22 protein-coding genes are annotated in these 21,046 nt (G+C 70.7%); 11 read left to right on the top strand and 11 right to left on the bottom strand.

The genetic code is table 11. From position 1 onward, the window contains the following. The first annotated feature begins 273 nt into the window (after positions 1–273). The 5 genes from purS to F5972_RS25710 all read left to right on the top strand — a co-directional run bounded on the left by purS (position 274) and on the right by F5972_RS25710 (position 4,988). Positions 274–519, top strand: a complete 246-nt coding sequence (purS, locus tag F5972_RS25730; protein ID WP_150936681.1) for a phosphoribosylformylglycinamidine synthase subunit PurS — start codon at positions 274–276, stop codon at positions 517–519. 173 nt (positions 520–692) lie between these two features. Continuing rightward, complete coding sequence (locus F5972_RS25725; protein WP_150936680.1) at positions 693–1,142, top strand: ATP-binding protein; 450 nt, start codon at positions 693–695, stop codon at positions 1,140–1,142. A 194-nt stretch (positions 1,143–1,336) separates the two neighbouring features. Next, positions 1,337–2,020: a phosphoribosylformylglycinamidine synthase subunit PurQ gene (gene purQ, locus F5972_RS25720; protein WP_150936678.1), complete on the top strand. Its 684-nt coding sequence runs from the start codon at positions 1,337–1,339 to the stop codon at positions 2,018–2,020. Positions 2,021–2,054: 34 nt separating this feature from the next. After that, complete coding sequence (gene purL / locus F5972_RS25715; protein WP_150936675.1) at positions 2,055–4,310, top strand: phosphoribosylformylglycinamidine synthase subunit PurL; 2,256 nt, start codon at positions 2,055–2,057, stop codon at positions 4,308–4,310. 120 nt (positions 4,311–4,430) lie between these two features. Beyond that, entirely contained in the window at positions 4,431–4,988 is a 558-nt protein-coding gene (locus tag F5972_RS25710) for a DinB family protein (protein ID WP_225311857.1), read from the top strand. 64 nt (positions 4,989–5,052) lie between these two features. On the opposite strand, the gene F5972_RS25705 is transcribed toward F5972_RS25710, so the two are convergent. Then, on the bottom strand, positions 5,053–6,060 hold the full coding sequence (locus tag F5972_RS25705; protein WP_150936671.1) for a NosD domain-containing protein: 1,008 nt from the start codon (positions 6,058–6,060) through the stop codon (positions 5,053–5,055). 169 nt (positions 6,061–6,229) lie between these two features. Between F5972_RS25705 and F5972_RS25700 the strand changes: the two genes are divergently transcribed. Next, complete coding sequence (locus F5972_RS25700) at positions 6,230–6,475, top strand: hypothetical protein (protein ID WP_150936669.1); 246 nt, start codon at positions 6,230–6,232, stop codon at positions 6,473–6,475. 10 nt (positions 6,476–6,485) lie between these two features. On the opposite strand, the gene F5972_RS25695 is transcribed toward F5972_RS25700, so the two are convergent. The 5 genes from F5972_RS25695 to F5972_RS25675 form a co-directional block, all read right to left on the bottom strand. Next, positions 6,486–7,142 carry a class I SAM-dependent methyltransferase gene (locus F5972_RS25695; RefSeq protein WP_150936667.1) on the bottom strand — a complete coding sequence of 219 codons (657 nt, stop codon included), beginning with the start codon at positions 7,140–7,142 and terminating at the stop codon, positions 6,486–6,488. Positions 7,143–7,383: 241 nt separating this feature from the next. Next, positions 7,384–7,974 (bottom strand): collagen-like protein, encoded by a 591-nt coding sequence (locus tag F5972_RS25690; protein ID WP_225311855.1) that lies wholly within the window; start codon positions 7,972–7,974, stop codon positions 7,384–7,386. 401 nt (positions 7,975–8,375) lie between these two features. After that, positions 8,376–9,161, bottom strand: coding sequence for a collagen-like domain-containing protein (locus F5972_RS25685; protein ID WP_150936663.1), 786 nt, complete (start codon positions 9,159–9,161; stop codon positions 8,376–8,378). Positions 9,162–9,506: 345 nt separating this feature from the next. After that, positions 9,507–10,247, bottom strand: coding sequence for a collagen-like domain-containing protein (locus F5972_RS25680; protein WP_150936661.1), 741 nt, complete (start codon positions 10,245–10,247; stop codon positions 9,507–9,509). A gap of 274 nt (positions 10,248–10,521) precedes the next feature. Then, a complete protein-coding gene (locus F5972_RS25675) occupies positions 10,522–11,217 on the bottom strand; it encodes a TetR family transcriptional regulator (RefSeq protein WP_150936659.1) in 696 nt (231 codons plus the stop codon). Positions 11,218–11,323: 106 nt separating this feature from the next. Here F5972_RS25675 and F5972_RS25670 point away from each other — a divergent pair, with 106 nt between their 5' ends. Then, positions 11,324–12,787 (top strand): MFS transporter, encoded by a 1,464-nt coding sequence (locus F5972_RS25670; RefSeq protein ID WP_150936657.1) that lies wholly within the window; start codon positions 11,324–11,326, stop codon positions 12,785–12,787. 60 nt (positions 12,788–12,847) lie between these two features. Here F5972_RS25670 and F5972_RS25665 read toward each other — a convergent pair whose 3' ends face one another. Next, positions 12,848–13,633 (bottom strand): hypothetical protein, encoded by a 786-nt coding sequence (locus F5972_RS25665; protein WP_150936655.1) that lies wholly within the window; start codon positions 13,631–13,633, stop codon positions 12,848–12,850. Then, positions 13,630–14,178 (bottom strand): RNA polymerase sigma factor, encoded by a 549-nt coding sequence (locus tag F5972_RS25660; RefSeq protein WP_150936653.1) that lies wholly within the window; start codon positions 14,176–14,178, stop codon positions 13,630–13,632. The genes F5972_RS25665 and F5972_RS25660 overlap by 4 nt, the downstream gene beginning before the upstream one ends. Positions 14,179–14,318: 140 nt before the next feature. Between F5972_RS25660 and F5972_RS25655 the strand changes: the two genes are divergently transcribed. After that, a complete protein-coding gene (locus F5972_RS25655; protein ID WP_150936651.1) occupies positions 14,319–14,759 on the top strand; it encodes a sterol carrier family protein in 441 nt (146 codons plus the stop codon). 37 nt (positions 14,760–14,796) lie between these two features. Here F5972_RS25655 and F5972_RS37475 read toward each other — a convergent pair whose 3' ends face one another. Further along, entirely contained in the window at positions 14,797–15,339 is a 543-nt protein-coding gene (locus F5972_RS37475; RefSeq protein WP_191910311.1) for a hypothetical protein, read from the bottom strand. 164 nt (positions 15,340–15,503) lie between these two features. On the opposite strand from F5972_RS37475, the gene purF reads away from it, so the two are divergent. Both purF and purM read left to right on the top strand, forming a co-directional pair. Next, positions 15,504–16,940 (top strand): amidophosphoribosyltransferase, encoded by a 1,437-nt coding sequence (purF, locus tag F5972_RS25645; protein WP_150936647.1) that lies wholly within the window; start codon positions 15,504–15,506, stop codon positions 16,938–16,940. Further along, positions 16,937–17,965, top strand: a complete 1,029-nt coding sequence (gene purM, locus F5972_RS25640) for a phosphoribosylformylglycinamidine cyclo-ligase (RefSeq protein WP_150936645.1) — start codon at positions 16,937–16,939, stop codon at positions 17,963–17,965. Before purF ends, purM begins: the two co-directional genes overlap by 4 nt. Positions 17,966–18,344: 379 nt before the next feature. Here purM and F5972_RS25635 read toward each other — a convergent pair whose 3' ends face one another. Together F5972_RS25635 and F5972_RS25630 are read right to left on the bottom strand one after the other, a co-directional pair. Then, the gene (locus tag F5972_RS25635) at positions 18,345–18,575 is read right to left on the bottom strand and encodes a DUF3073 domain-containing protein (protein WP_117410310.1); all 231 of its coding nucleotides are present in this window, start codon (positions 18,573–18,575) and stop codon (positions 18,345–18,347) included. A gap of 151 nt (positions 18,576–18,726) precedes the next feature. Then, positions 18,727–19,845 carry a Leu/Phe/Val dehydrogenase gene (locus F5972_RS25630; protein ID WP_318527632.1) on the bottom strand — a complete coding sequence of 373 codons (1,119 nt, stop codon included), beginning with the start codon at positions 19,843–19,845 and terminating at the stop codon, positions 18,727–18,729. A 134-nt stretch (positions 19,846–19,979) separates the two neighbouring features. Between F5972_RS25630 and F5972_RS25625 the strand changes: the two genes are divergently transcribed. After that, complete coding sequence (locus F5972_RS25625; protein ID WP_150936642.1) at positions 19,980–20,846, top strand: hypothetical protein; 867 nt, start codon at positions 19,980–19,982, stop codon at positions 20,844–20,846. Positions 20,847–21,046: the final 200 nt, after the last annotated feature.

The raw sequence follows: 21,046 nt of genomic DNA, 5'->3' as shown, positions 1-21,046 counted from the left end.
TCACACCCCTACGCGCAAGACCCCTCACCCTCCTGTCCACACCTCTCCGATTCCCGGGGTGTGAGGCGTCACACCCTCCCGCCGCGCGGCCCTGTCCCTCGCGTGGCCCGTCGCATGACCCGCAGCGCGGCCCGTCGCGGGCTGCGTGGCCCGCCGCGCGGCCCGTCGCGAACGCGTCACCGGGCCGCCACTAGGCTTGACCCCGAAAACGGACCCACCCGAAGTTGGCGGGCCCCCGAAGCCGGCGGGTCCACCCGAAATTGGAGGCACATCGTGGCGCGCGTGATCGTCGACGTCATGCTCAAGCCGGAGATCCTCGACCCGCAGGGCCAGGCGATCGCCCGGGCACTGCCGCGGCTCGGCTTCTCCGGGGTCTCCGAGGTGCGGCAGGGCAAGCGGTTCGAGCTGGAGCTGGACGGGCCCGCCGACGAGGCCGCCCTTTCGGAGGTCCGAAAGATGGCCGAAACCCTGCTGGCCAACACAGTGATCGAGGACTTCGCGATCAGCGTCGCGGAGTGAAGTGGTGCATTTCACACCGCCGTGCCCCTGACTTCTCCCTCGTAAATAGGACATAGGTCGTCTTAAACCCACCCATGAGGCACGCCCCGAATAACAGGACCGTGATTTTGCGGTTAGCCCTGATTCATCGGGGAAGCCTACCGTGGTGACCTTCGACACCGGGGAGGGGTCCGGTGGATATTGAGTTCTCGCTGGCCATGCCGAGGGATGCGATCGGCATCCCGATGGTCCGCCGTGTGGTGGGGAACGCGCTCCGGTCGCTCGGGGTGACCGAGGAGTGCGTGTCCGACATACTCCTGGCCACGTCCGAGGCGTGCGCCAACGCCGTCAGGCACGGTGGACCGGCCAACCGTTACGAGGTCATGGCCACTATCGGCAACGGCCGATGTGAGTTGCGCGTCGCCGACGGCGGCCAGGGTCTGCACATGATCCCCCGGCAGCATCCGCCGGCGGAGACCGAGCACGGCAGAGGAATCTTGATCATGCGGGCCGTCCTGGACGACCTGTCCTTCGACATCACGCCCGGCCGCGGCACGACCGTGCGGATGTGCAAGGAGCTCGACTGGGCCGAGGACGCCATCGCCCACCATCTCACTCTCGACCGCCACCTGGCCGGGGTCTGAAGGCTCCGGCCACCGGCCGCGCCGGCGCACGGCGCGGCACGTGTGGCGCATGACGCGGCCCGATCGGTTCGGGGCTCCGCCAGAGCGGCTGATTTGGCGGCTCCGATACTCTGAGGTGTACCGCCACTGACCGCCGTCCGGCACATGAGACGGTGACGTCCGGCCTGGCGGCGATCCTTGGAGGGAACACAGTCATGAGCGCTGCCCGGGTGGGCGTCGTCACCTTCCCCGGAACACTCGACGACCAGGATGCCGCGCGAGCCGTACGGCTGGCCGGAGCGGAGGCCGTGCCGCTGTGGCACGCCGACCACGACCTCAAGGGCGTCGACGCCGTCTTCCTGCCCGGCGGGTTCTCCTACGGCGACTACCTTCGCTGTGGGGCGATCTCCCGGTTCTCCCCCCTCATGACCGAGCTGATCCCGGCCGCGCAGGCCGGGCTGCCCGTGCTCGGCACCTGCAACGGCTTCCAGATCCTCTGTGAGGCGCACCTGCTGCCGGGCGCGCTGACCCGCAACGAGGGCCTGCACTACATCTGCCGCGACCAGCGCATCCGCGTCGAGAGCACGCGTACGGCCTGGACCTCGGACTTCGCGGACGGCCAGGAGATCGTGCTGCCGATCAAGCACGGCGAGGGCCGCTACGTCGCCGACGCCGCCACGCTGGCGGCGCTGGAGGGCGAGGGCCGGGTGGTCTTCCGCTACGCCGGCGGCAACCCCAACGGCTCGCTCAACGACATCGCGGGGATCGCCAACGAGGCCGGGAACGTCGTCGGCCTCATGCCCCACCCCGAGCACGCGGTCGAGGACCTGACCGGCGCGCCGAGCGTGGACGGCCGCGGCTTCTTCACCTCGATCCTGAAGAGACTGGTGAACGCGTGATGACCGGGAGCGAACGAGGAGCGGTGAGCGACCGATGAACACCGACAGCGTGAAGCGTGCGCAGGAGACGCCCGGCGAGCGCCAGCCGTACGCCGAGCTGGGCATGAAGGACGACGAGTACCAGCGCGTACGGGAGATCCTCGGGCGGCGGCCGACCGGCTCCGAGCTGGCGATCTACTCGGTGATGTGGAGCGAGCACTGCTCCTACAAGTCGTCGAAGGTCCACCTGCGGCAGTTCGGGACCAAGGCGCCCGAGTCGGAGGCCCTGCTCGTCGGCATGGGCGAGAACGCCGGCGTGGTCGACATCGGCGACGGCTGGGCCGCCACCTTCAAGATCGAGTCGCACAACCACCCGTCGTACGTCGAGCCGCACCAGGGCGCCGCGACCGGCGTCGGCGGCATCGTGCGCGACATCATGTCGATGGGCGCTCGTCCGGTCGCGGTCATGGACTCGCTGCGCTTCGGCGGGGCGAACCAGCCCGACACGCGCCGGGTGCTGCCGGGCGTGGTGGAGGGCATCAGCCACTACGGCAACTGCCTCGGCCTGCCCAACATCGGCGGTGAGGTCGTCTTCGACCCCTGCTACATCGGCAACCCGCTGGTCAACGCCCTCTGCGTCGGCCTGCTGCGCAAGGACCAGATCAAGCTCGCCACCGCCCCCGGCCCGGGCAACAAGGTCGTGCTGTTCGGCGCGCGTACCGGCGCGGACGGCATCGGCGGCGCGTCGGTGCTCGCGTCGGCGACCTTCGAGGACGAGTCGCAGGCCAAGCGGCCCGCCGTACAGGTCGGCGACCCGTTCATGGAGAAGCTGCTGATCGAGTGCTGCCTGGAGCTCTACCAGGCGGACGTGGTCGTCGGCATCCAGGACCTCGGCGCGGCCGGGGTGTCCTGCGCGACCACCGAGCTGGCCGCCAAGGGCACCGGCGGCATGCGGGTCGACCTGAACCTCGTTCCGCTGCGGGATCCCTCGCTGCGGCCCGAGGAGATCCTCATGAGCGAGTCGCAGGAACGCATGATGGCGGTCGTCACGCCCGACGACATCCCGGCCTTCATGGCGATCTGCGACAAGTGGGACGTCCCGGCGACCGTGATCGGCGAGGTCACCGACTCCGGCCGGCTCGTCATGACGTGGGACGGCGAGGTCATCGTCGACATCCCGCCGGGCACCGCCGCCGACGAGGGCCCGGTCTACGAGCGCCCGTTCCACGAGCCCGCCGGGCAGGCGGCGCTCAACGCCGACGGCCCGGAGCGCCTGCCGCGGCCCGACGACCTGCGCGAGACCCTGCTCACCCTGCTCGGCTCGCCCAACCTCGGGTCGAAGGAGTGGGTGACCTCGCAGTACGACCGGTACGTGCGGGGCAACACCGTCCTGGCCCAACCCGCCGACGCCGGCATGCTGCGGATCTCCGAGGCGATGCCGGGGGCGGAGGAGACCACCCGGGGCATCGCGCTGGCGACCGACGGCAACGGCCGCTACGCCAGGCTCGACCCGTACAGCGGGGCGCAGCTCGCGCTGTCGGAGGCGTACCGGAACGTCGCCGTGACCGGCGCGAAGCCGCTCGCGGTCACCAACTGCCTCAACTTCGGCTCGCCGGAGGACCCCGAGGTCATGTGGCAGTTCTCGGAGGCCGTACGCGGGCTCGCCGACGCCTGCCGCACCCTCGGCGTGCCGGTCACCGGCGGGAACGTGTCGTTCTACAACCAGACCGGCTCGACCCCGATCAACCCGACCCCCGTGATCGGCGTGCTGGGCGTGATCGACGACGTGGCGCGGCGGGTCAGGTCGGGCTTCCCGGAGGCCGGCCTGCGCGTGCTGCTGCTGGGCGAGACCCGCGAGGAGTTCGGCGGCTCGGAGTGGGCGCACGTGGTCCACGGCCACCTGGGCGGGCTGCCGCCTCAGGTGAACCTGGAGGCCGAGCGCACCCTGGGCGCGGTGCTGGCCGAGGCGGCGGCCCGCGGGCTGCTGGAGGGCTCCCACGACCTCTCCGACGGCGGTCTCGCGATCGCCCTGGCCGAGGCGTGCCTCTCCCTGGGCGTCGGCTGCACGGTGACGCTGCCGGGCGACGACGCGTTCACCGACCTGTTCAGCGAGTCGGCCGCGCGTGCGCTGGTGTGCGTCCGGCCGGAGGCGTTCGACGCCTTCGCCGACCTGTGCGCCCGGTACGAGGTGCCCTGCTCCGGGCTCGGCCTCACGTGCGGCGACGCGCTCGTGGTCGAGGGCGTTCTCGACGTCCCGGTCGAAGAGCTTCGCGAGGCCCACACCTCGGCCCTGCCCCGCGTCTTCGGCTGATCGTCACCCGAGGGCCCTTCCGGACACCCCGTCCGGAAGGGCCCTCGCTTTGGCCGTGCTCTCGTCTCGGCGGGGAAAATCGCTGGCGGGACGGGTGACCGGGGGAGCAGCATGGGCACGATGAGCGACGAACCCCAGCGGTGGACTCAGGCGACCGTCTATTCGGACATGTGGGTGGACCCGGCTGACGATCCCCGCGAGAACGCCGAAGCCAGTCCGGAAGGCGAACTGGCCACGCTGCGGGACTACCTGAAGAACTACCGGCTGACCCTGCTGATGAAGTGCGAGGGCCTCAGCGCGGAGCAACTGGCCCGCCGGTCGGTGCCGCCGTCGACGATGTCGCTGCTCGGCCTGCTCCGGCACCTCGCCGAGGTGGAGCGGGACTGGCGCGGCTGGATCCTGCCCGGCGACCCGCTGCCGAAGCTGTACGGCCCGGGTGGGGACTTCGGCGGAGCGGTCGCCGATCAGGCGGTGGTCGACGCCGCGTACGCCGACCTCGCCCGCGAGCAGGCGGCCACCGACGCCGCACTGGCCGAGCACCCGGATCTCAGTGTGCGTCTGGGGAAGGACGCCATCGCCGTCCGGGACCTGCTGGTGCACCGGATCGAGGAGTACGCCCGGCACTGCGGCCACGCGGACCTGCTGCGGGAGTGCGTCGACGGCCGCGTGGGCCAGTAAGACGCGGGTCAGTGAGGCGTGGGCAGGTGAGGCGTGGGCAGGTGAGGCGTGGCGCCCGGAGGCGTCAGGAGCACCTGCCGTTCTTGGTGAGACGGCCGCCGACGGTCTTGTTGTCACAGGTGATCCGGTTGCCGCCCACCGTGTCGTTGACGCCGACTCCGGAGGCACCCCTGAGATTCATGGTGTTCTTCCGGAAGACGTTGCCGGTGCCCCAGCCGTCGACGAGCTCGTGGGTCTGGAAGCCGTCCACCGGCGTGTGAATGCCGGAGTTGCCCTCGATCAGGTAGCCGTTGCCCTTGACGTCGACCCAGGAGTCGGCGGTCGCGGCGACGAGCGCCGACCCCTCGAAGTGGTTGCCGATGATGCGGCCCCCGTGGGTGCCCTCCTTGACGTCCACCGCCTCGGCCCTGGACCGGATCACGTTTCCGCGCACCACGTTCCGGTCGCTCCGGTCCATCCGCCCGCCGGAGTATCGGCCCCAGTTCGACTTCGCCGAGCCGAGGTAGACGCCCTCGCCGAACTCCGCACGACGCAGGCCGGTGTTGTCGACGAGGTTGTACTGGACGGTGTTGCCGCTGCTGAAGGCCCGCAGGTGCACCGCCTCGTCGCCGATGTCGCGGACGACGAGGCCCTGGATGACCGAACCCCGGGTGCCGTCCGCCATGACGCCCTTCTGGCTGTTCCGGACGGTGAAGCCCAGCAGGCGCCAGTAGGAGGCCCGGTCGAGGTGGAAGCCGTACCCCTTGCCGACGCCGCCGCCGTCCAGCACCGCTGGGCCGGTGCCGCACAGGAAGATCGGCTTCTTCGGCGTGCCCGAGGTCCGGGCGACGAACCTGCCCCGGTAGGTGCCGGGCCGCAGCCGGATGACGTCGCCCGGGCGTGCCGACCTGAGCGCCTTGCGCAGCTCACCGCTGTTGCCGACGGTCCTGGTCGGCTTCGGGCAACGGATCATGTCCGCCCCGGCCGGTAGGGCCAACCCGGGTTCGGGAGCGCTCGCGGCCGCCGGCCACGCCACGACGGGAACGATCAGGGATACGACGAAGGCGCCGACGAGCGTGGCGTGGATTCTCATGAGACGTCTTTCCGTGCGGATACGCGTCGACCACAAAGGGCGCGATGTGGTGCGAAGCTACACCGTTGCATGAACGGCGTCCCGGGACCAATGTGATCGGACGGTTCATCCGGGGTGGGAGCGCGTAAAGTCACTCCGGTGATCGTCGCCTCCGGCAGAGGAGAAGGCAGTGTGGCTTGACGCGGAACTGACTCCCCGGTCTCTTCACGACGCGGAGGACTTCACCGCCTTCAAGGTGACGGCCCGGCGCGAGGACCATGTCTGGCTCACCCGGGAGGAGATCATCCGCCTGGCCGGCGACCACGGCCGGGACCCGGAGTGGCTGGACAAGCTCGACCGGATGCTGGAGTACGCGGCGTCCAAGGACTGGGTCGACGACGCCGGGGCCGTACGGGCCCACGTGGAGTGGACCTGACCTTGACGCTCTAGCCTTTGCGGGCGACGAGGTAGGCCTGGGGGGTCCGTTCGGACTCCTTGCGTTCGCAGAGCAGGCGGGCGATCACGGGGACTCCCGCGTCGGCCAGCAACCGGGTCAGGTGATCCGGCGAGACGCGATGGAAGTCGAGCGCCACCTGATGCCCGAACGCCTCCGCGAGGTGGAACGGCTCGTCGCCGATTTGGCCGACCTGGAAGGCCAGTAGGAGATGACCGCCGGGCGCCAGCACCCGGTGGAGCTCGGCCAGCACCGCCGGGTGCTCCTCCGGCGGCGTGTGGATGATCGAATACCAGGCGACCACGCCGCTCAGGGACTCGTCGGCGATGTCCAGGGCCGCGAGGCGGCCTTCCTCGAACCGGATGTGCGGGTGATCCCGGCGGGCCACCGCGATCATGCCCGGTGACAGGTCGACGCCGAAGACGTCGAGGCCGAGCGCGTGCAGGTGGGCCGTGATCCGGCCGGTTCCGCAGCCGACCTCGGCCACCGGCCCCGGGAGGCCCGACGTCCGCACGAGCTCGGCGTACGACGCGAGCATCGCGCGTTCGAAGGGCTTGCCGGCCAGCGAGTGCCGGGCGAAGTCGACGTAGTCCTCGGCCATCGCGTCGTACGCGGCCCGGGCGACCCGGACGTAAGAAGGCTCGATCACGACCGGCCACCCTAGTCCATGGGACCGGCAAGGGCCTTCCAGGACGACGTGGGCCGGTCCCGTGCCCATGGCGTGGCCTCCGGGAGCGGCAGCGGGGCGGAAAAGCGCGAAGGCCCCTCCGGTAACCCCTCCGGAAGGGCCTTCGCCGTGCCGTACGCCAACGCCTCGTCGCGTACGGCAAGCATTTGGAGCGCCGTACGGTGGAGCCCCCACGGACTCCACCCTCCGGCGTGTGGTCGGCTCAGGCGCCGACGCAGATGACGTACATGGTGCCCTTGGTGCCGACGGACCCCTTGACCTCCCAGCCGGTCGGCTTGCTCCCGGTGATGATCGGGCCGTTGGTGGTGACCTCACCGACGATGTTGGTGCCGCGGTAGCCGCCGCCGGTCGCGTACGTCCCACTGTCGCAGCTCAGGCTCTTCGAGCCGCCGCCGAGGCCGAAGCTGAACTCGGCCGACTTGTACGAGACACTGGCGACGCCGTTCTTGCCGTCGTCACCCTTCGGGCCCTGCGGGCCGGCGGGACCGGCCTTGCCGTCGTCACCCTTGGGACCCTGTGGTCCCTGCTTGCCGTCGTCGCCCTTCGGGCCCTGCGAGCCGGGCTTGCCGTCGTCGCCCTTGGGACCCTGCGGGCCGGCCGGACCGGCCTTGCCCTCATCACCCTTCGGGCCCTGGAGACCACGCGGACCCTGCAGACCACGCGGGCCCTGGGGACCCTGGGGACCCTGGGCGCCCGTGCCGCCGATCCCCGCCGGACCCTGCGGACCCGACTGGTTCCACGACACCTTGTACTCAGTCGCCTTACACGTGGTCGTCACCCCGACCAAACGCATATACCGCGTCGACTTGTTCACACACGCGTAGTACGCGCCACCACTCGCCGACGAAGCCGTCGCCGCCCCACCCAGAACCAGAACCGACCCCACCAGAGCACCAGCCGTCACAAGGCCGATAGTCCGACCGCCCGGCAACCTGAGCGCCATAGGACTTCCCTTCCGAAGCACGCGAGGTGCGTAGAACGCGAAAAGAGATGCACATGGTTCACGCGTAAGGCGGTACGGAGGTTTGCACCCTAAACATCACGTATGTGCATCTCCGCAACGAGTAAGCACCCACGGTAAAGAGGGGCGTTTAGTACCGGATCGCCCCGCGCGGTCCGCGATGCGCCGTCCGGGATGTGCCGGGCCCGGACCGGTACATCCCGCGTGCCTTCGGTGGACGCCGATCGAAAGGATCAGCCCGCGGCGCAGATCACGTAGATGGTGCCGGAGGCGTTCTTGCCGCTGACCTTCCACCCCGTCGGCTTGCCACCGACCAGCACCGGAGCACTCGCGCTGATCTGCGGGGAGGTGGAGGTGGCGACGAACCCGCCACCAGTGGCGATCTTGCCGATGCCACAGCTCAGGGTCTCGGAGCCGCCGTTGCCCGGGAAGTTGAACGAGTCGGTGAGGGTCGACACGGTGAGCGAACCGGCCGGGCCCTGCGCTCCGGTCTCGCCCTTCGGGCCCTGCGGACCGGCCAGGCCGCGCTCACCCTGGGGCCCCTGCAGACCACGCGGGCCCTGCTCGCCGGCCTTGCCGTCGGCACCCTTCGGCCCCTGCGGACCGGCGGGACCGGCCTTGCCGTCGTCACCCTTCGGCCCCTGCGGGCCGGCGGGACCGGCCTTGCCGTCATCGCCCTTGGGACCCTGCGGGCCCGCCGGGCCGGCCTTGCCCTCGTCACCCTTGGGACCCTGCGGGCCGGCCGGACCGGCCTTGCCCTCATCGCCCTTCGGGCCCTGCGGGCCGGTCTTGCCGTCATCGCCCTTGGGACCCTGCGGGCCCGCCGGACCGGCCTTGCCCTCATCGCCCTTCGGGCCCTGAAGGCCACGAGGGCCCTGCAGACCACGCGGGCCCTGAGGACCCTGCGCGCCCGTGCCACCGATCCCCGCCGGACCCGCCGGACCCTGCGGACCCGACTGGTTCCACGACACCTTGTACTCAGTCGCCTTACACGTGGTCGTCACCCCGACCAAACGCATATACCGCGTCGACTTGTTCACACACGCGTAGTACGCGCCACCACTCGCCGACGAAGCCGTCGCCGCCCCACCCAGAACCAGAACCGACCCCACCAGAGCACCAGCCGTCACAAGGCCGATAGTCCGACCGCCCGGCAACTTGATAGCCACGGGACTTCCCTTTCTGCGGCACACGAGGTGCTTTGAACAAGAGCTACGAGTGATACACGTGCGAAAGAAAGGGATGGTTGGCGAAACAAACGTCACGTATGCGCATCAGCGCTCCGAGTCAGGCCGTGCAGTCAGCTTTGTCTGCCTTGGACCACATCCGCGCACCGGCAGTTCACGCGTCGCGCACCGTGCTCGCTAGCTCTTCAGGCACAGCACGTAGATGGTGCCCTGGACGCTCTTACCCCAGAGCCTCCAACCGACCGCCTTGCCGTCGTCGTCCAGGGAGGGCGCGTTGGTGGTGATGTTGGGCGTCGTGCCCGGACCGCCGGCGATGAAGCCGCCTCCCGTGGCGATGGTTCCGCTCGGGCACATGATGGAGTCACCGCCACCACTGGCGGGCAGATAGAGGGCTTCGGCCTTGGTGACGACGGTGGCGGATCCTCCCCCGCCCGCCGGACCTGCCGGACCCTCCGGGCCCGCGGGACCACGCGCGCCCGTGTCGCCCTTGTCCCCCTTCGGGCCGGTGTCGCCCTTCGGGCCCTGCAGACCACGCGGGCCCTGCTCGCCGTTCCTGCCGTCGTTGCCCTTCGGGCCCTGCGGACCGGCCGGGCCGGCCTTGCCGTCGTCACCCTTCGGCCCCTGCGGGCCGGCGGGACCGGCCTTGCCGTCCTCGCCCTTCGCACCCTGCGGACCCGCCGGGCCGCGCTCGCCCTGCGGTCCCTGCTTGCCGTCGTCGCCCTTGGGACCCTGCGCTCCGGTGTCACCCTTCGGCCCCTGAAGGCCACGCGGACCCTGCAGACCACGCGGACCCTGAGGACCCTGCGCACCCGTGCCACCGATCCCCGCCGGACCCGCCGGACCCTGCGGACCCGACTGGTTCCACGACACCTTGTACTCAGTCGCCTTACACGTGGTCGTCACCCCGACCAAACGCATATACCGCGTCGACTTGTTCACACACGCGTAGTACGCGCCACCACTCGCCGACGAAGCCGTCGCCGCCCCACCCAGAACCAGAACCGACCCCACCAGAGCACCAGCCGTCACAAGGCCGATAGTCCGACCGCCCGGCAACTTGATAGCCACGGGACTTCCCTTTCTGCGGCACACGGAGCGCGAAGATCACAGTTGTATGCGTGTGTCTCACGTGTCGGAAGGTGCTGTGGTTGACGTCCGAAACATCACGGATGCGCATCTTTGGTCATCGGGCTCATGACCTGGGGTCGTCCGGCGCGTCACCCTGCGACTTCCGAGCGGCCATGGTCTCGACGCCGCTCATCAGGAGGTCCAGGCCGAACGTGTAGTACGCCTCCACGTCGGTCTCGTTCTCCATCAGCTTCGCGAACTCCACCATCCGGGGGAACTCGTCGGCCGGCAGCCGTTCCAGGGCGAGCCGCTTCTGCCGCCGCCACTCGGCCGCCTGGGCAGGTGTGAGCGTCCGGGGGCACCCCGGCTCGCCGTCGACGAGGGCGATCGCGCCCTTCAGGAGGTAGTGGGACACGGCCCAGCCCTCCGCGAGCGTGAAGCCCGCCAGGGACAGCAGGTCGAGCACGACCTCGGTCGCCCGGGTGAAGCTGGGCACCTCCTCCTCTTTGACCAGCGCGAACAGTCCCGGCATGAACCGGTGCCGCCGCATCACCCCCACCAGCGCCTCGACCATCGCGCGCAGCCGGAGGTTCCACGGCGCGCCGGGCTCGAACTCGGGCGTCACCTCGGCCAGCAGGTGGTCGGAGAGGCAGGCGAGCAACTGGTCCTTGTTCTTGACGTGCCAGTACAGCGCCATCGGCGTCACGCCGAGCTCCTGGGCCAGCCGCCGCACCGTGACGGCGTCGAGGCTCTCGGAGTCGGCCACCTCCACGGCCTTCTCCACCAGCGTCCGGCGGCTCAGCCGCTCCGTGTCAGCCATGGTCCGCTCCCTCACTACCTCCGCGCTTGACAACTATACGCCGTACAAGTTTTCCTATGCATCGTACATGTACGCCGTACATGTACCTCGTACAGGAGGAGGACTCATGTCTGGACGGTGGTGGGCGCTCGTCGCCGTGGCCCTCGCGACATTCATGACCTATTTGGACAACAACGTCGTCAACGTGGCCTTGCCCACGATCCAGCGCGACCTGGCGCTGACGATCTCCGGCCTGGAGTGGATCGTGAGCGCGTACATCCTGGTGTTCGCGGGTCTGCTGCTCGCCGGGGGGCGGCTCGCTGACGTCTTCGGCCCCCGGGCGGCGTTCTTCACCGGCCTGGCGGTCTTCACGCTCGCCTCGGTGGCGGCGGGCCTGGCCTGGAACCAGGAGACGCTGATCGGCGCGCGGGCCCTGCAGGGGCTCGGTGCGGCGCTGGTGACACCGGCCACGCTGGCTTTGCTGCCGCGGATCTTCCCCGACCCGCGCGAGCGGGCGACGGCCGTCGGCGTCTGGAGCGCGGTCGGCGCCCTGGCCCTCGCGATCGGCCCTCTCACCGGCGGCTTCCTCAGCGAGAACGCCCACTGGGGGTGGATCTTCCTGATCAACGCGCCGATCGGCGTGGTGGCGGCCGTGATCGGCGCCCGGGCGATCCGCGTGGAGCGAGCCACATCCGAGCAGGCCACCACTGAGCAGGCCACCACCGGGCGGGCCACGACCGGGCGGCTCTCCCTCGACCTGCCGGGCCTGGCCACCTCCGCCGTCTCGCTGTTCGCCCTCACCTACGCGCTGATCGAGGGCGCGTCGCGCGGATGGACCTCCGGCCCGATCCTCGGCGCGTTCGCCGTCGCCGCGGTGGCCGCCGGCGTCTTCCTCGTGGTCGAGTCCCGTACGGCGCAGCCGATGATCGACCTGACGCTGTTCAGGGAGCGGGTCTTCAGCGGCGGGCTGCTGTCCATGGGGCTGTGGGCGTTCGGGGTCTTCGGCATCTACTTCTTCACGGCGATCTACCTGCAGAGCGCGCTCGGGTTCTCCCCGATCGAGGCCGGTGCGGGCTTCGTGCCGATGGCGCTGCTCATGGCGGTGTCGGCGACCGTCGCACCCCGGCTCGCCGAGCGCTTCGGCAGCGGGCCGACCGTCGCGGCCGGTCTCGGCCTGATGGCGGTGGCCGTCGGCGGGCTGTCGAGCGCGGGCGAGGGCTCCCACTACGGCGACCTGCTCCCCTGGTTCCTGCTCTACGGCCTGGGCGGCGGCCTGCTCGTCCCGCTGACGAACGTCGTGCTGAACGCCATGCCCCCCGCCCGGGCAGGTGTCGCCTCGGGTGTGCTCAACGTCTCCCGCGAGGTCTTCGGCCTGCTCGGGGTGACGATCCTGGGCGCCGTCCTGAGCGCCAGGCAGAGCGCGCTCACCGGCCCTCCGCTGCACACCTTCCTGGAGGCCTACCGGTTCACGCTGCTCATCGCGGCGGCGATCGTGCTGGTCGGCGTGCCGGTCAGCCTCTATTCCCTGCGCCGCACCCGGACCACCGCCCCAGCCGTCCCCCTGGACGCCGTCGCCGAGCCCGTCGCCTGAGTCTCCGTACGGCTCCGCGGCGCGCGGAGCCGTACGGGGACGACCACGACTACTCCTTGATCACGTTGTCGTGATCAGATAGGTGACCGTCATGCCGCGCTTCTCGATCTCCGGCACGACCTCGCCCACGGTCTTCCCGTCCACTCGGTAGCCGGCGAGCGCGCGGCCCTTGAGAGTCGCGAGGCGGTATGGAGGTTTCTCGATGATCTCGCTCTTCACGTCCTCCGGCACGAGCACGCAGGGCGCCACCGGGTCCTCCATGAGGATCGTGCTGGTGCTGGACCCCCCGCCGGGCAGGGCCGTGAGGGTCCAGACGAAGGTCTGGCCGGGCTTGAACAGCCTGGTGTCGATCCGCATCTGCCAGCCCTCCTTCTCTCCCCTGATGTTCGTGGGCGGGTCGTAGAGGCCCTTGGGGATGTCCCTCACGTAGGCGGCGCGCGGCTCCCGGCACTTCTTTCCCGGAGGCACGTAGTCGACGACGGCCGGGACTCCCAGACCCCGCAACTGCTTCGTCAGCCCCGCGACGTCGCGGAAGTCACGCACCTTGACCCACACGACCCCATGAGAGTCCTTGGTCACGGCGTAGGAGGGTGTGCTGAGGGTTCCGTCGTCCAGCAGGCTCGGCCCGACGACGATGCCCGCAGCGACCATGGCGGCGGCCAGGCCCAGAGCGAGCCGGCGTGGTCCGCGGCGCCCGGCCCGCGCCGGCGCGCCGGGGCCTCCTCCCGGCGGCTTGGCCGTGATCGAGGCCAGCAACGCCCGCGCCCCCGCGTCGGACGGGTGGCCGCCCGGTGTTCCCGGTTCGACCCTGGCCAGCGGCCCGATGATCTTCTCGGCGTCCTTCACAGCGACCTCCCCGCCGGCGCCAGCCGGCTGCGTGACGTGAGATGGACGCCCGCCTCGGCGAGTGCGCGGGCAAGGCGCCTTCGGGCGCGGTAGAGCCGGATGCGTACGGCGTTGCGCGACAGGCCGAGCGCCGTGGCGATCTCCTGCCGGCTCAGCCCCTCCCAGGCGACCAGCGACAGCAACTCACGGTCGTCGTCGGACAGGCTGCGGAACGCCTCGCCGATCGCGGCCAGCTCGGCCCCCCGCTCGGGAGAGTCTCCGTACAGGGCGGTCAGTTCGGCGTCGAGCGGGGCGCTGCGGGCCTGGCGGCGCAGCTCGCCCCGGCGGTGGTTGGCCACCACCTTGCGGGCGACGCCGTACAGCCACAGGACGGCCTCGTCTCCCTGCGGTAAGTCGTCCAGCCGCCGCCACGCGACGGTGAAGACCTCGGCCACCACGTCGGCCGCGTCCTGTGGCGAGTCGCAGCGGCGCACGGCATAGGCCGTCAGCCGGCCGTACGTCTCCCGGTAGACCGCCTCGAACCTGGCCGACGGTTCGTCGTTCACGGGGGGTCCCAATGATCGTTCCTTTGTCCGCGCGGGTATCGACATCCCTTCCATGTGCGGAGACCGCCCATCATTTCGCGCCGAAGATCTCCACCCTCCCCGAGAAGGGCGGCGGGGGCGGGATCCGGGACAATGGGCCGGTGCCGGCACGCAGACTCGACCCCGACAAGATCAGAGAGGCGCTCGACGCCCAGCTCGCCGATCTCGGACGGCCGCCGTACGACGGCCCGGCGACCATGGCGGCCGGCGCGTGTGTGAGGGCCGTACTGGACGCCTTCGAGGCCGGGAGGGCGCCGGTCAGGACCGCCGCCCGCGCGGCCGTACGGCACCTGCTGGAGGAACTGGCCGTGCGGGCACCGGGGCGGTCGGTGGAGGTGCGCGTGCCGCCGTACGCGGCCGTGCAGTGCGTGGAGGGGCCCCGGCACACGCGGGGCACCCCGCCCAACGTGATCGAGACCGATCCGCGGACCTGGCTCGAGCTGGCCACCGGCCGCCTGTCCTGGGCCGACGCGACGGACGCCGGGAAGATCGCGGCCAGCGGCGCCCGAGCCGACCTGTCCGGACTACTGCCGCTGGCGTGACCTGGCACCCCGGCGCCCTGGCGTGACCGGGGATCGGTCACCGCGGGCGGCCGAGCCTGTCGTCCACGCAGCGCCGCGCGTCCTGCTGGGTGGGGTAGAGCCGGGAGTCGAAGCACTCGCCGAGGTGCCTGCTCTGGAACCAGTGGTAGAGCACCACGCCGAGGATCAGGGCGAGGAGCAGGGTCAGCGCGTTCAGCACGACCCCGGCGGTGGCTCTGCCCCTGTTGGAGTTCCGGGCGATCGCCACGATGCCGATGACCAGTCCGACGACCGCCAGGACCGTCCCGGCGCCGCAGAACAGCAGCAGGACGAGCGAACAGATCCCGAGCACCAGCGCGGCCGTGCCGAGCCCGCCCCCGGGCCCGCCGCCGGGTCCACCGCCCGGCCCGCCGGGGCCCCAGGGCCCGCCGCCGGGACCGTCCGGCCCCCAGGGCGGCGGCGGCAACGGCCCGCCGTACGGCGGCCTGCCCGGAGGCTCGCCGAAAGGCGGCCCTCCGTAGGGAGGCCCGCCCGGAGGTCCCCCGTACGGGGGCTCGCCGTACGGCCCGCGCGGGGGCCCGGGGTCGCCGGGTCTCGCCACGATGCTCCCTCCCGTACGTGATTCTGGCCTCTGCCGCGGCCCTCAGGCTCTCCCGTAATCACCCTGTGAGCAGGGACGACACGGCAAAGAGCAGGTGAGGGTTACGGCGGCCGAAAGGCATGCGCGGGTTTGAGCAGCGCCAACGCCCAAATAGACTCGGCTGTGTGTTGAAGGGCGACGGCCGGCTGGGCCATGACCTCGACCCCCAGGACCGCGCTCCGAAGGACGCCTGTGGCGTCTTCGGCGTATGGGCGCCCGGGGAGGACGTCTCCAAACTCACCTACTACGGCCTCTACGCGCTGCAGCACCGTGGACAGGAGTCCGCGGGCATCGCGGTCAGCGAGGGCAGCCGAATCCTCGTCTACAAGGACATGGGCCTGGTGGCCCAGGTCTTCGACGAGTCGATCCTCGGCACCCTGCGCGGGCACCTGTCGATCGGGCACTGCCGTTACTCCACGACGGGATCGAGCGTCTGGGAGAACGCGCAGCCGACGCTGAGCTCCACCGACGGCGGCGGGCTGGCGCTCGCCCACAACGGCAATCTGATCAACACCGCACAGCTCGCCGAACGGCTCACGTCCGGCGCGATGCGGGCCACCACCGACACCGAGGTGCTCACCGCGCTGCTCGCGCAGGACGCCTCGCGTCCCGTCGACGACGTCGCGGCCGAGCTGCTGCCGGAGGTCAAGGGCGCCTACTCGCTCGTCTGGATGAACGAGACCACGCTCTTCGCCGCCCGCGACCCGCAGGGCATCCGGCCGCTCGTGCTGGGCAGGCTCGAGCGCGGCTGGGTGGTCGCCTCGGAGACCGCGGCGCTCGACATCGTCGGCGCGTCGTTCATCCGCGAGATCGAGCCCGGCGAGCTGCTGACGATCGACGAGCGCGGCGTGCGCTCGCGCCGCTTCGCGGTGGCCGAGCCCAAGGGCTGCCTGTTCGAGTACGTCTACCTCGCCCGGCCCGACACGACGATCGCCGGGCGCGGCGTGCAGTCCACCCGGGTCGAGGTCGGGCGCGTGCTCGCCCGCGAGCACCCGGTGGAGGCCGACCTCGTCATCCCGACGCCCGAGTCCGGCACCCCGGCCGCCATCGGCTACGCCGAGGAGAGCGGCATCCCGTACGGCCAGGGCCTGGTGAAGAACTCCTACGTCGGCCGCACCTTCATCCAGCCGTCGCAGACCATCCGCCAGCTCGGCATCCGGCTCAAGCTCAACCCGCTGCGCGAGGTCATCGAGGGCAAACGCCTGGTGGTCGTGGACGACTCGATCGTCCGGGGCAACACCCAGCGGGCGATCGTGAAGATGCTGCGCGAGGCGGGCGCCACCGAGGTGCACGTCCGGATCTCCTCGCCCCCGGTCGCCTGGCCCTGCTTCTACGGCATCGACTTCGCCACCCGGGCGGAGCTGATCGCCGGGTCTCTGTCGGTGGAGGAGATCCGCTCCTCCCTCGGCGCCGACTCCCTCGGCTACATCTCGCTCGACGGGCTGACCACGGCGACGACGCTGCCCGCCGACCGGCTCTGCCGCGCCTGCTTCACCGGTGAGTACCCCATCCCGATCGAGGACGACCGGGTGGGCAAGTTCGTGCTGGAGGCCCAGCGATGACCAGCTACGCCGCCGCCGGCGTCGACATCGAGGCGGGCGACCGCGCGGTCGAGTTGATGAAGTCGCGGGTCGCGCGGTCGCGGCGGCCCGAGGTCGTGGACGACGCCAGCGGCTTCGCCGGGCTCTTCGACGCCTCCGCCTTCCTGCGCTACCGCCGGCCGCTGCTCGCCACGTCCACCGACGGGGTGGGCACCAAGGTCATGCTGGCCCAGCGGCTCGGCAAGCACGACACGATCGGCATCGACCTCGTCGGCATGGTGGTGGACGACCTCGTCGTGTGCGGGGCCGAGCCGCTGTTCATGACCGACTACATCGCCTGCGGGAAGGTGGTGCCGGAGCGCATCGCCGACATCGTGGGCGGCGTCGCCGAGGGCTGCCGCCTCGCGGGCTGCGCGCTGGTCGGCGGCGAGACCGCCGAGCATCCCGGCGCGATGGGACCCGACGAGTACGACCTCGCGGGCGCCGGCACCGGGGTCGTCGAGGCCGACGAGCTGCTCGGGCCCGACCGGGTCGTGCCGGGAGACGTGGTGCTGGGGCTGGCCTCCAGCGGCGTCCACTCGAACGGCTACTCGCTGGTCCGGCACGTGATCGCGAAGGCCGGGCTGGACCTGGAGCGGGAGCTGCCCGAGCTGGACCGCACGCTCGGCGAGGAACTGCTCACGCCGACCCGCGTCTATTCGCTCGACTGCCTGACGCTCATCCGGGAGACCGAGGTGCACGCCCTCTCCCACATCACGGGCGGCGGGCTGGCGGCCAACCTGGCCAGGTCGCTTCCCGAGACGGCCGACGCCGTGCTCGACCGCGACTCCTGGACGCCTCCCGCGATCTTCGAGGTGCTGGCCGGACACGGCGGCGTGCCCCAGGAGGAGATGGACAGGACGTTCAACCTCGGTGTGGGCATGTGCGCGATCGTCCCGGCGGCGGAGGCCGACAGGGCGATGGCGCTGCTGATCGGCCGCGGTCTGCCCGCCTGGGTGCTGGGTGAGATCGTCCCCGGAGAGGGACAGGCGCGTTTCCGTCAGTGACCCCGCGTCGTCCGGCGGTCGTCCGGTGTGTGCGACACCTCTCGCCGGATGTCCGCCGCCCATCACGGGCCTGCGGCGAGGGATCGCCCCGGCTCCCACCGCACGGGTTCTCGTCAGCAGGGGTCGCCATCAGGACGGGCTCCCGTCGCAGGGTGCTGCCCGTCAACGGAAGAACGCGGGCGTTCTCGGGCGAGCCGCGAACCGGCCGCCGTGGCCGGAACGCGAGGCGAACGCGCGCACAACCGTACGCACCACCTCGCGTGAAGGCGTGTCCCAGGTCACGTCCCAGGTAGCGGACACGCTGATCACCGCATATGAGTCAGCAACCCGGCGGGGGAACGATCCCCGCCGGGTTACTCAACTGGCGATCGGTAGCGGCTCAACGCCGCCCGGGGCTGCCGTCGTCGCCGTCATCGTCGTCGACGGCCGCGTAATCGCTGTAGCGATCAGCCAACTCGTCGTAAGGGTCATGCTCGTCACTGTGGCCGGAATCGTCGGCGTCCACGACTCCGAGCTCCGCGCGCAGGCGCTCAAGATCCGTCCCGCCGCTGTTGTACTTCAGCTGACGGGCGACCTTGACCTGCTTGGCCTTGGCTCGGCCGCGCCCCATTGGCTCGACCCCCTCATGCGGGGTCGTGCCCGACCCCTCGTCACTAACGCACCGCGCACCGACGCCACCTGACTTCAGGCGTCAGTCTCTCGTTCGCCTATTACCGTACCTGGTTTGTGCGCCGCTCGGTACGTCGTAGGAGCGGCGGCGGTCAGCGCCGGAGCCAAATCCCCCTTAGCCGACCTATTTCCGACATTCTGCGCTCCGCCAGCCTATCCGCGGCGACCGCGGGAGGCACCCCTTCCTCCTCGGCCGACCGGAAGATCTTGAGGGTCGTGTCGAAGATCATGGCGGCCCGCGCGCGGGCGCGTTCCATGTCGAACCCCTCGATTTCGTCGGCCACCTGGATGACCCCGCCCGAGTTCACGACGTAGTCGGGGGCGTACAGCACGCCCCGCTCGGCGAGCTGCTTCTCGACACCCGGATGCGCGAGCTGGTTGTTCGCGCCGCCGCAGACGATCTTCGCCTTGAGCCGGGGGACGGTCTCGTCGTCCAGTGCCCCGCCGAGCGCACAGGGGGCGTACACGTCGATGTCGGACGCCGCCAGCGTGGCGGCGTCGGGCACGACCTCGACGGCCGGATGGCGCTGCCGCACCCGTTCGACGGCCCGCTCGTCCACGTCGCAGACGACGACCTCGGCGTCGTCCTCGATCAGGTGGTCGACGAGCCGGCGGCCGACCTTGCCGACCCCTTCGACCCCGACCCGCCGGCCGCTCAGGGACGAGGTGCCGTACGCGTGGTCGGCGGCGGCCCGCATGCCCTGGAAGACCCCGAAGGCGGTGAGGATGGAGGAGTCTCCCGCGCCCCCGTGCGCCGGGGTACGGCCGGTGACGTAGGAGCACTCGCGCGCCACCACGTCCATGTCCTCGCTGTAGGTGCCCACGTCGCAGGCGGTGTAGTAGCGGCCGCCCAGCGACTGGACGAACCTGCCGTAGGCGCGCAGGAGCGCCTCGCTCTTGTCGGCCGCGGGATCACCGATGATCACGGCCTTGCCGCCGCCGTGGTCGAGCCCGGCCAGCGCGTTCTTGTACGCCATGGCGCGGGAGAGGTTGAGGACGTCGGCGAGGGCGGCCTGCTCGCTCTCATAGGGGTAGAACCGGGTGCCGCCGAGCCCCGGGCCGAGGGCGGTGCTGTAGATCGCGATGATCGCGTACAGGCCGCTGCGCTCGTCGGAGCAGAAGACGACCTGCTCGTGCCGTACCGGCTGAACGGGGTTGGCGCCGTCACCCGAGCCGGATTCCTTGTGGGACAGCCCGAAAACGTCGGTCACGGTGGTGACTCCTGATCGTGTACGCCGCCTCGTTGCGGCGATTCGCCACCAGCTTATCGGACCCGGCCAAGAAACGATCATGAAAAACCGGGACAGTGCTGCGCGTTCCTCCCCCGCCATGGCACGATTCTGGTGTGCTCCCCTACGCCGCCTATCTCCGTGTGTACGAGCCGCTGACCGCTTTCACCCCTCAGGATCGGGCGCGGTGGGCCCGGTACGCAGGCTCGCGCGACCGGCCGCGCCGGGCCGGCGCGCTCGAGGTCGAGCACGGCGAGGCGGTCCGCCGCCTGCTGAGCGTCCCGCCCCTGCCCGCGCCCGAGCGCGAGAGCCCCAACGCCTACCTGCGGCGGGTGGAGGAGACGCTTTACGTCTGCCCCTGGCAGAGCAGGCTCCGGTCGTGGCTGGCGTTCGCCTCCTTCCGGGGCGGCACGCCGGTCAAGCTGGCCTCCCGGTTCGTCCCCCAGGCCATCGCCGAGCAGACCGCCGACGACTTCGACCGGTTCAAGCGCGGGGACCAGTCCCTGCGCACCTACATCCGGGCGAGCACCTGGCACGTGCCGACCTCGTGGTTCGTGCCGTTCGACTCGGCCGAGCGCTGGCTCGTGCTGGGGTCGGAGCAGCCGGCCGAGCCCGTCTCGCAGACCACCGCCGCACCGCCCCGGAACATGCTGTACGTCACCTCGATGGCGCAGGCCCGCCGCCGCGTGGCCCGGGCCCTGGTGGTGATCCGCCGGCACGTCGGGCAGGTCTCCGCGCTGACGGAGGTGGAGGACATCGGCCGCTGGCTGGAGGAGTTCCATCCCCACTCGCTCGTCGAGCTCGACTACGGCGGTCTCGTTCACCTCATGGACGACCGGACGCTCCAGGGCGACCAGTCCGTCGCGGAGGTCGCCGCGGCCCTGGCGGGCCTGGATACCGGTCAGGAAGAACTTGCCTTCGCGATGTATCAGCGGGTGATTGTCCGCTGGAGGTCGATCCGCGCCCTCGAATCGGCAAACTGAGGGTCATCAACACGCCCCGACGTGCAGATTCTGGTCATGGGATAGTCGATCACACATCTACGAACTGAGTAGTTTGCCGTTTTCACTGCGATACCACGAAACGTGTCGCTAGAATCACCCAGCGTGACATCAACCCGTGGTCGAGACGTTGTGCCCGGAGGGCTCGCCAATCGCGCTACGTGGCTGTATGGTCACATCGG

The sequence above is a fragment of the Microbispora cellulosiformans genome (assembly GCF_008728085.1).
Lineage (GTDB): Bacteria > Actinomycetota > Actinomycetes > Streptosporangiales > Streptosporangiaceae > Microbispora > Microbispora amethystogenes.
The sequence above is the reverse complement of the archived record's forward strand: the minus strand, read 5'-3'. Positions and strand labels throughout refer to the sequence as shown.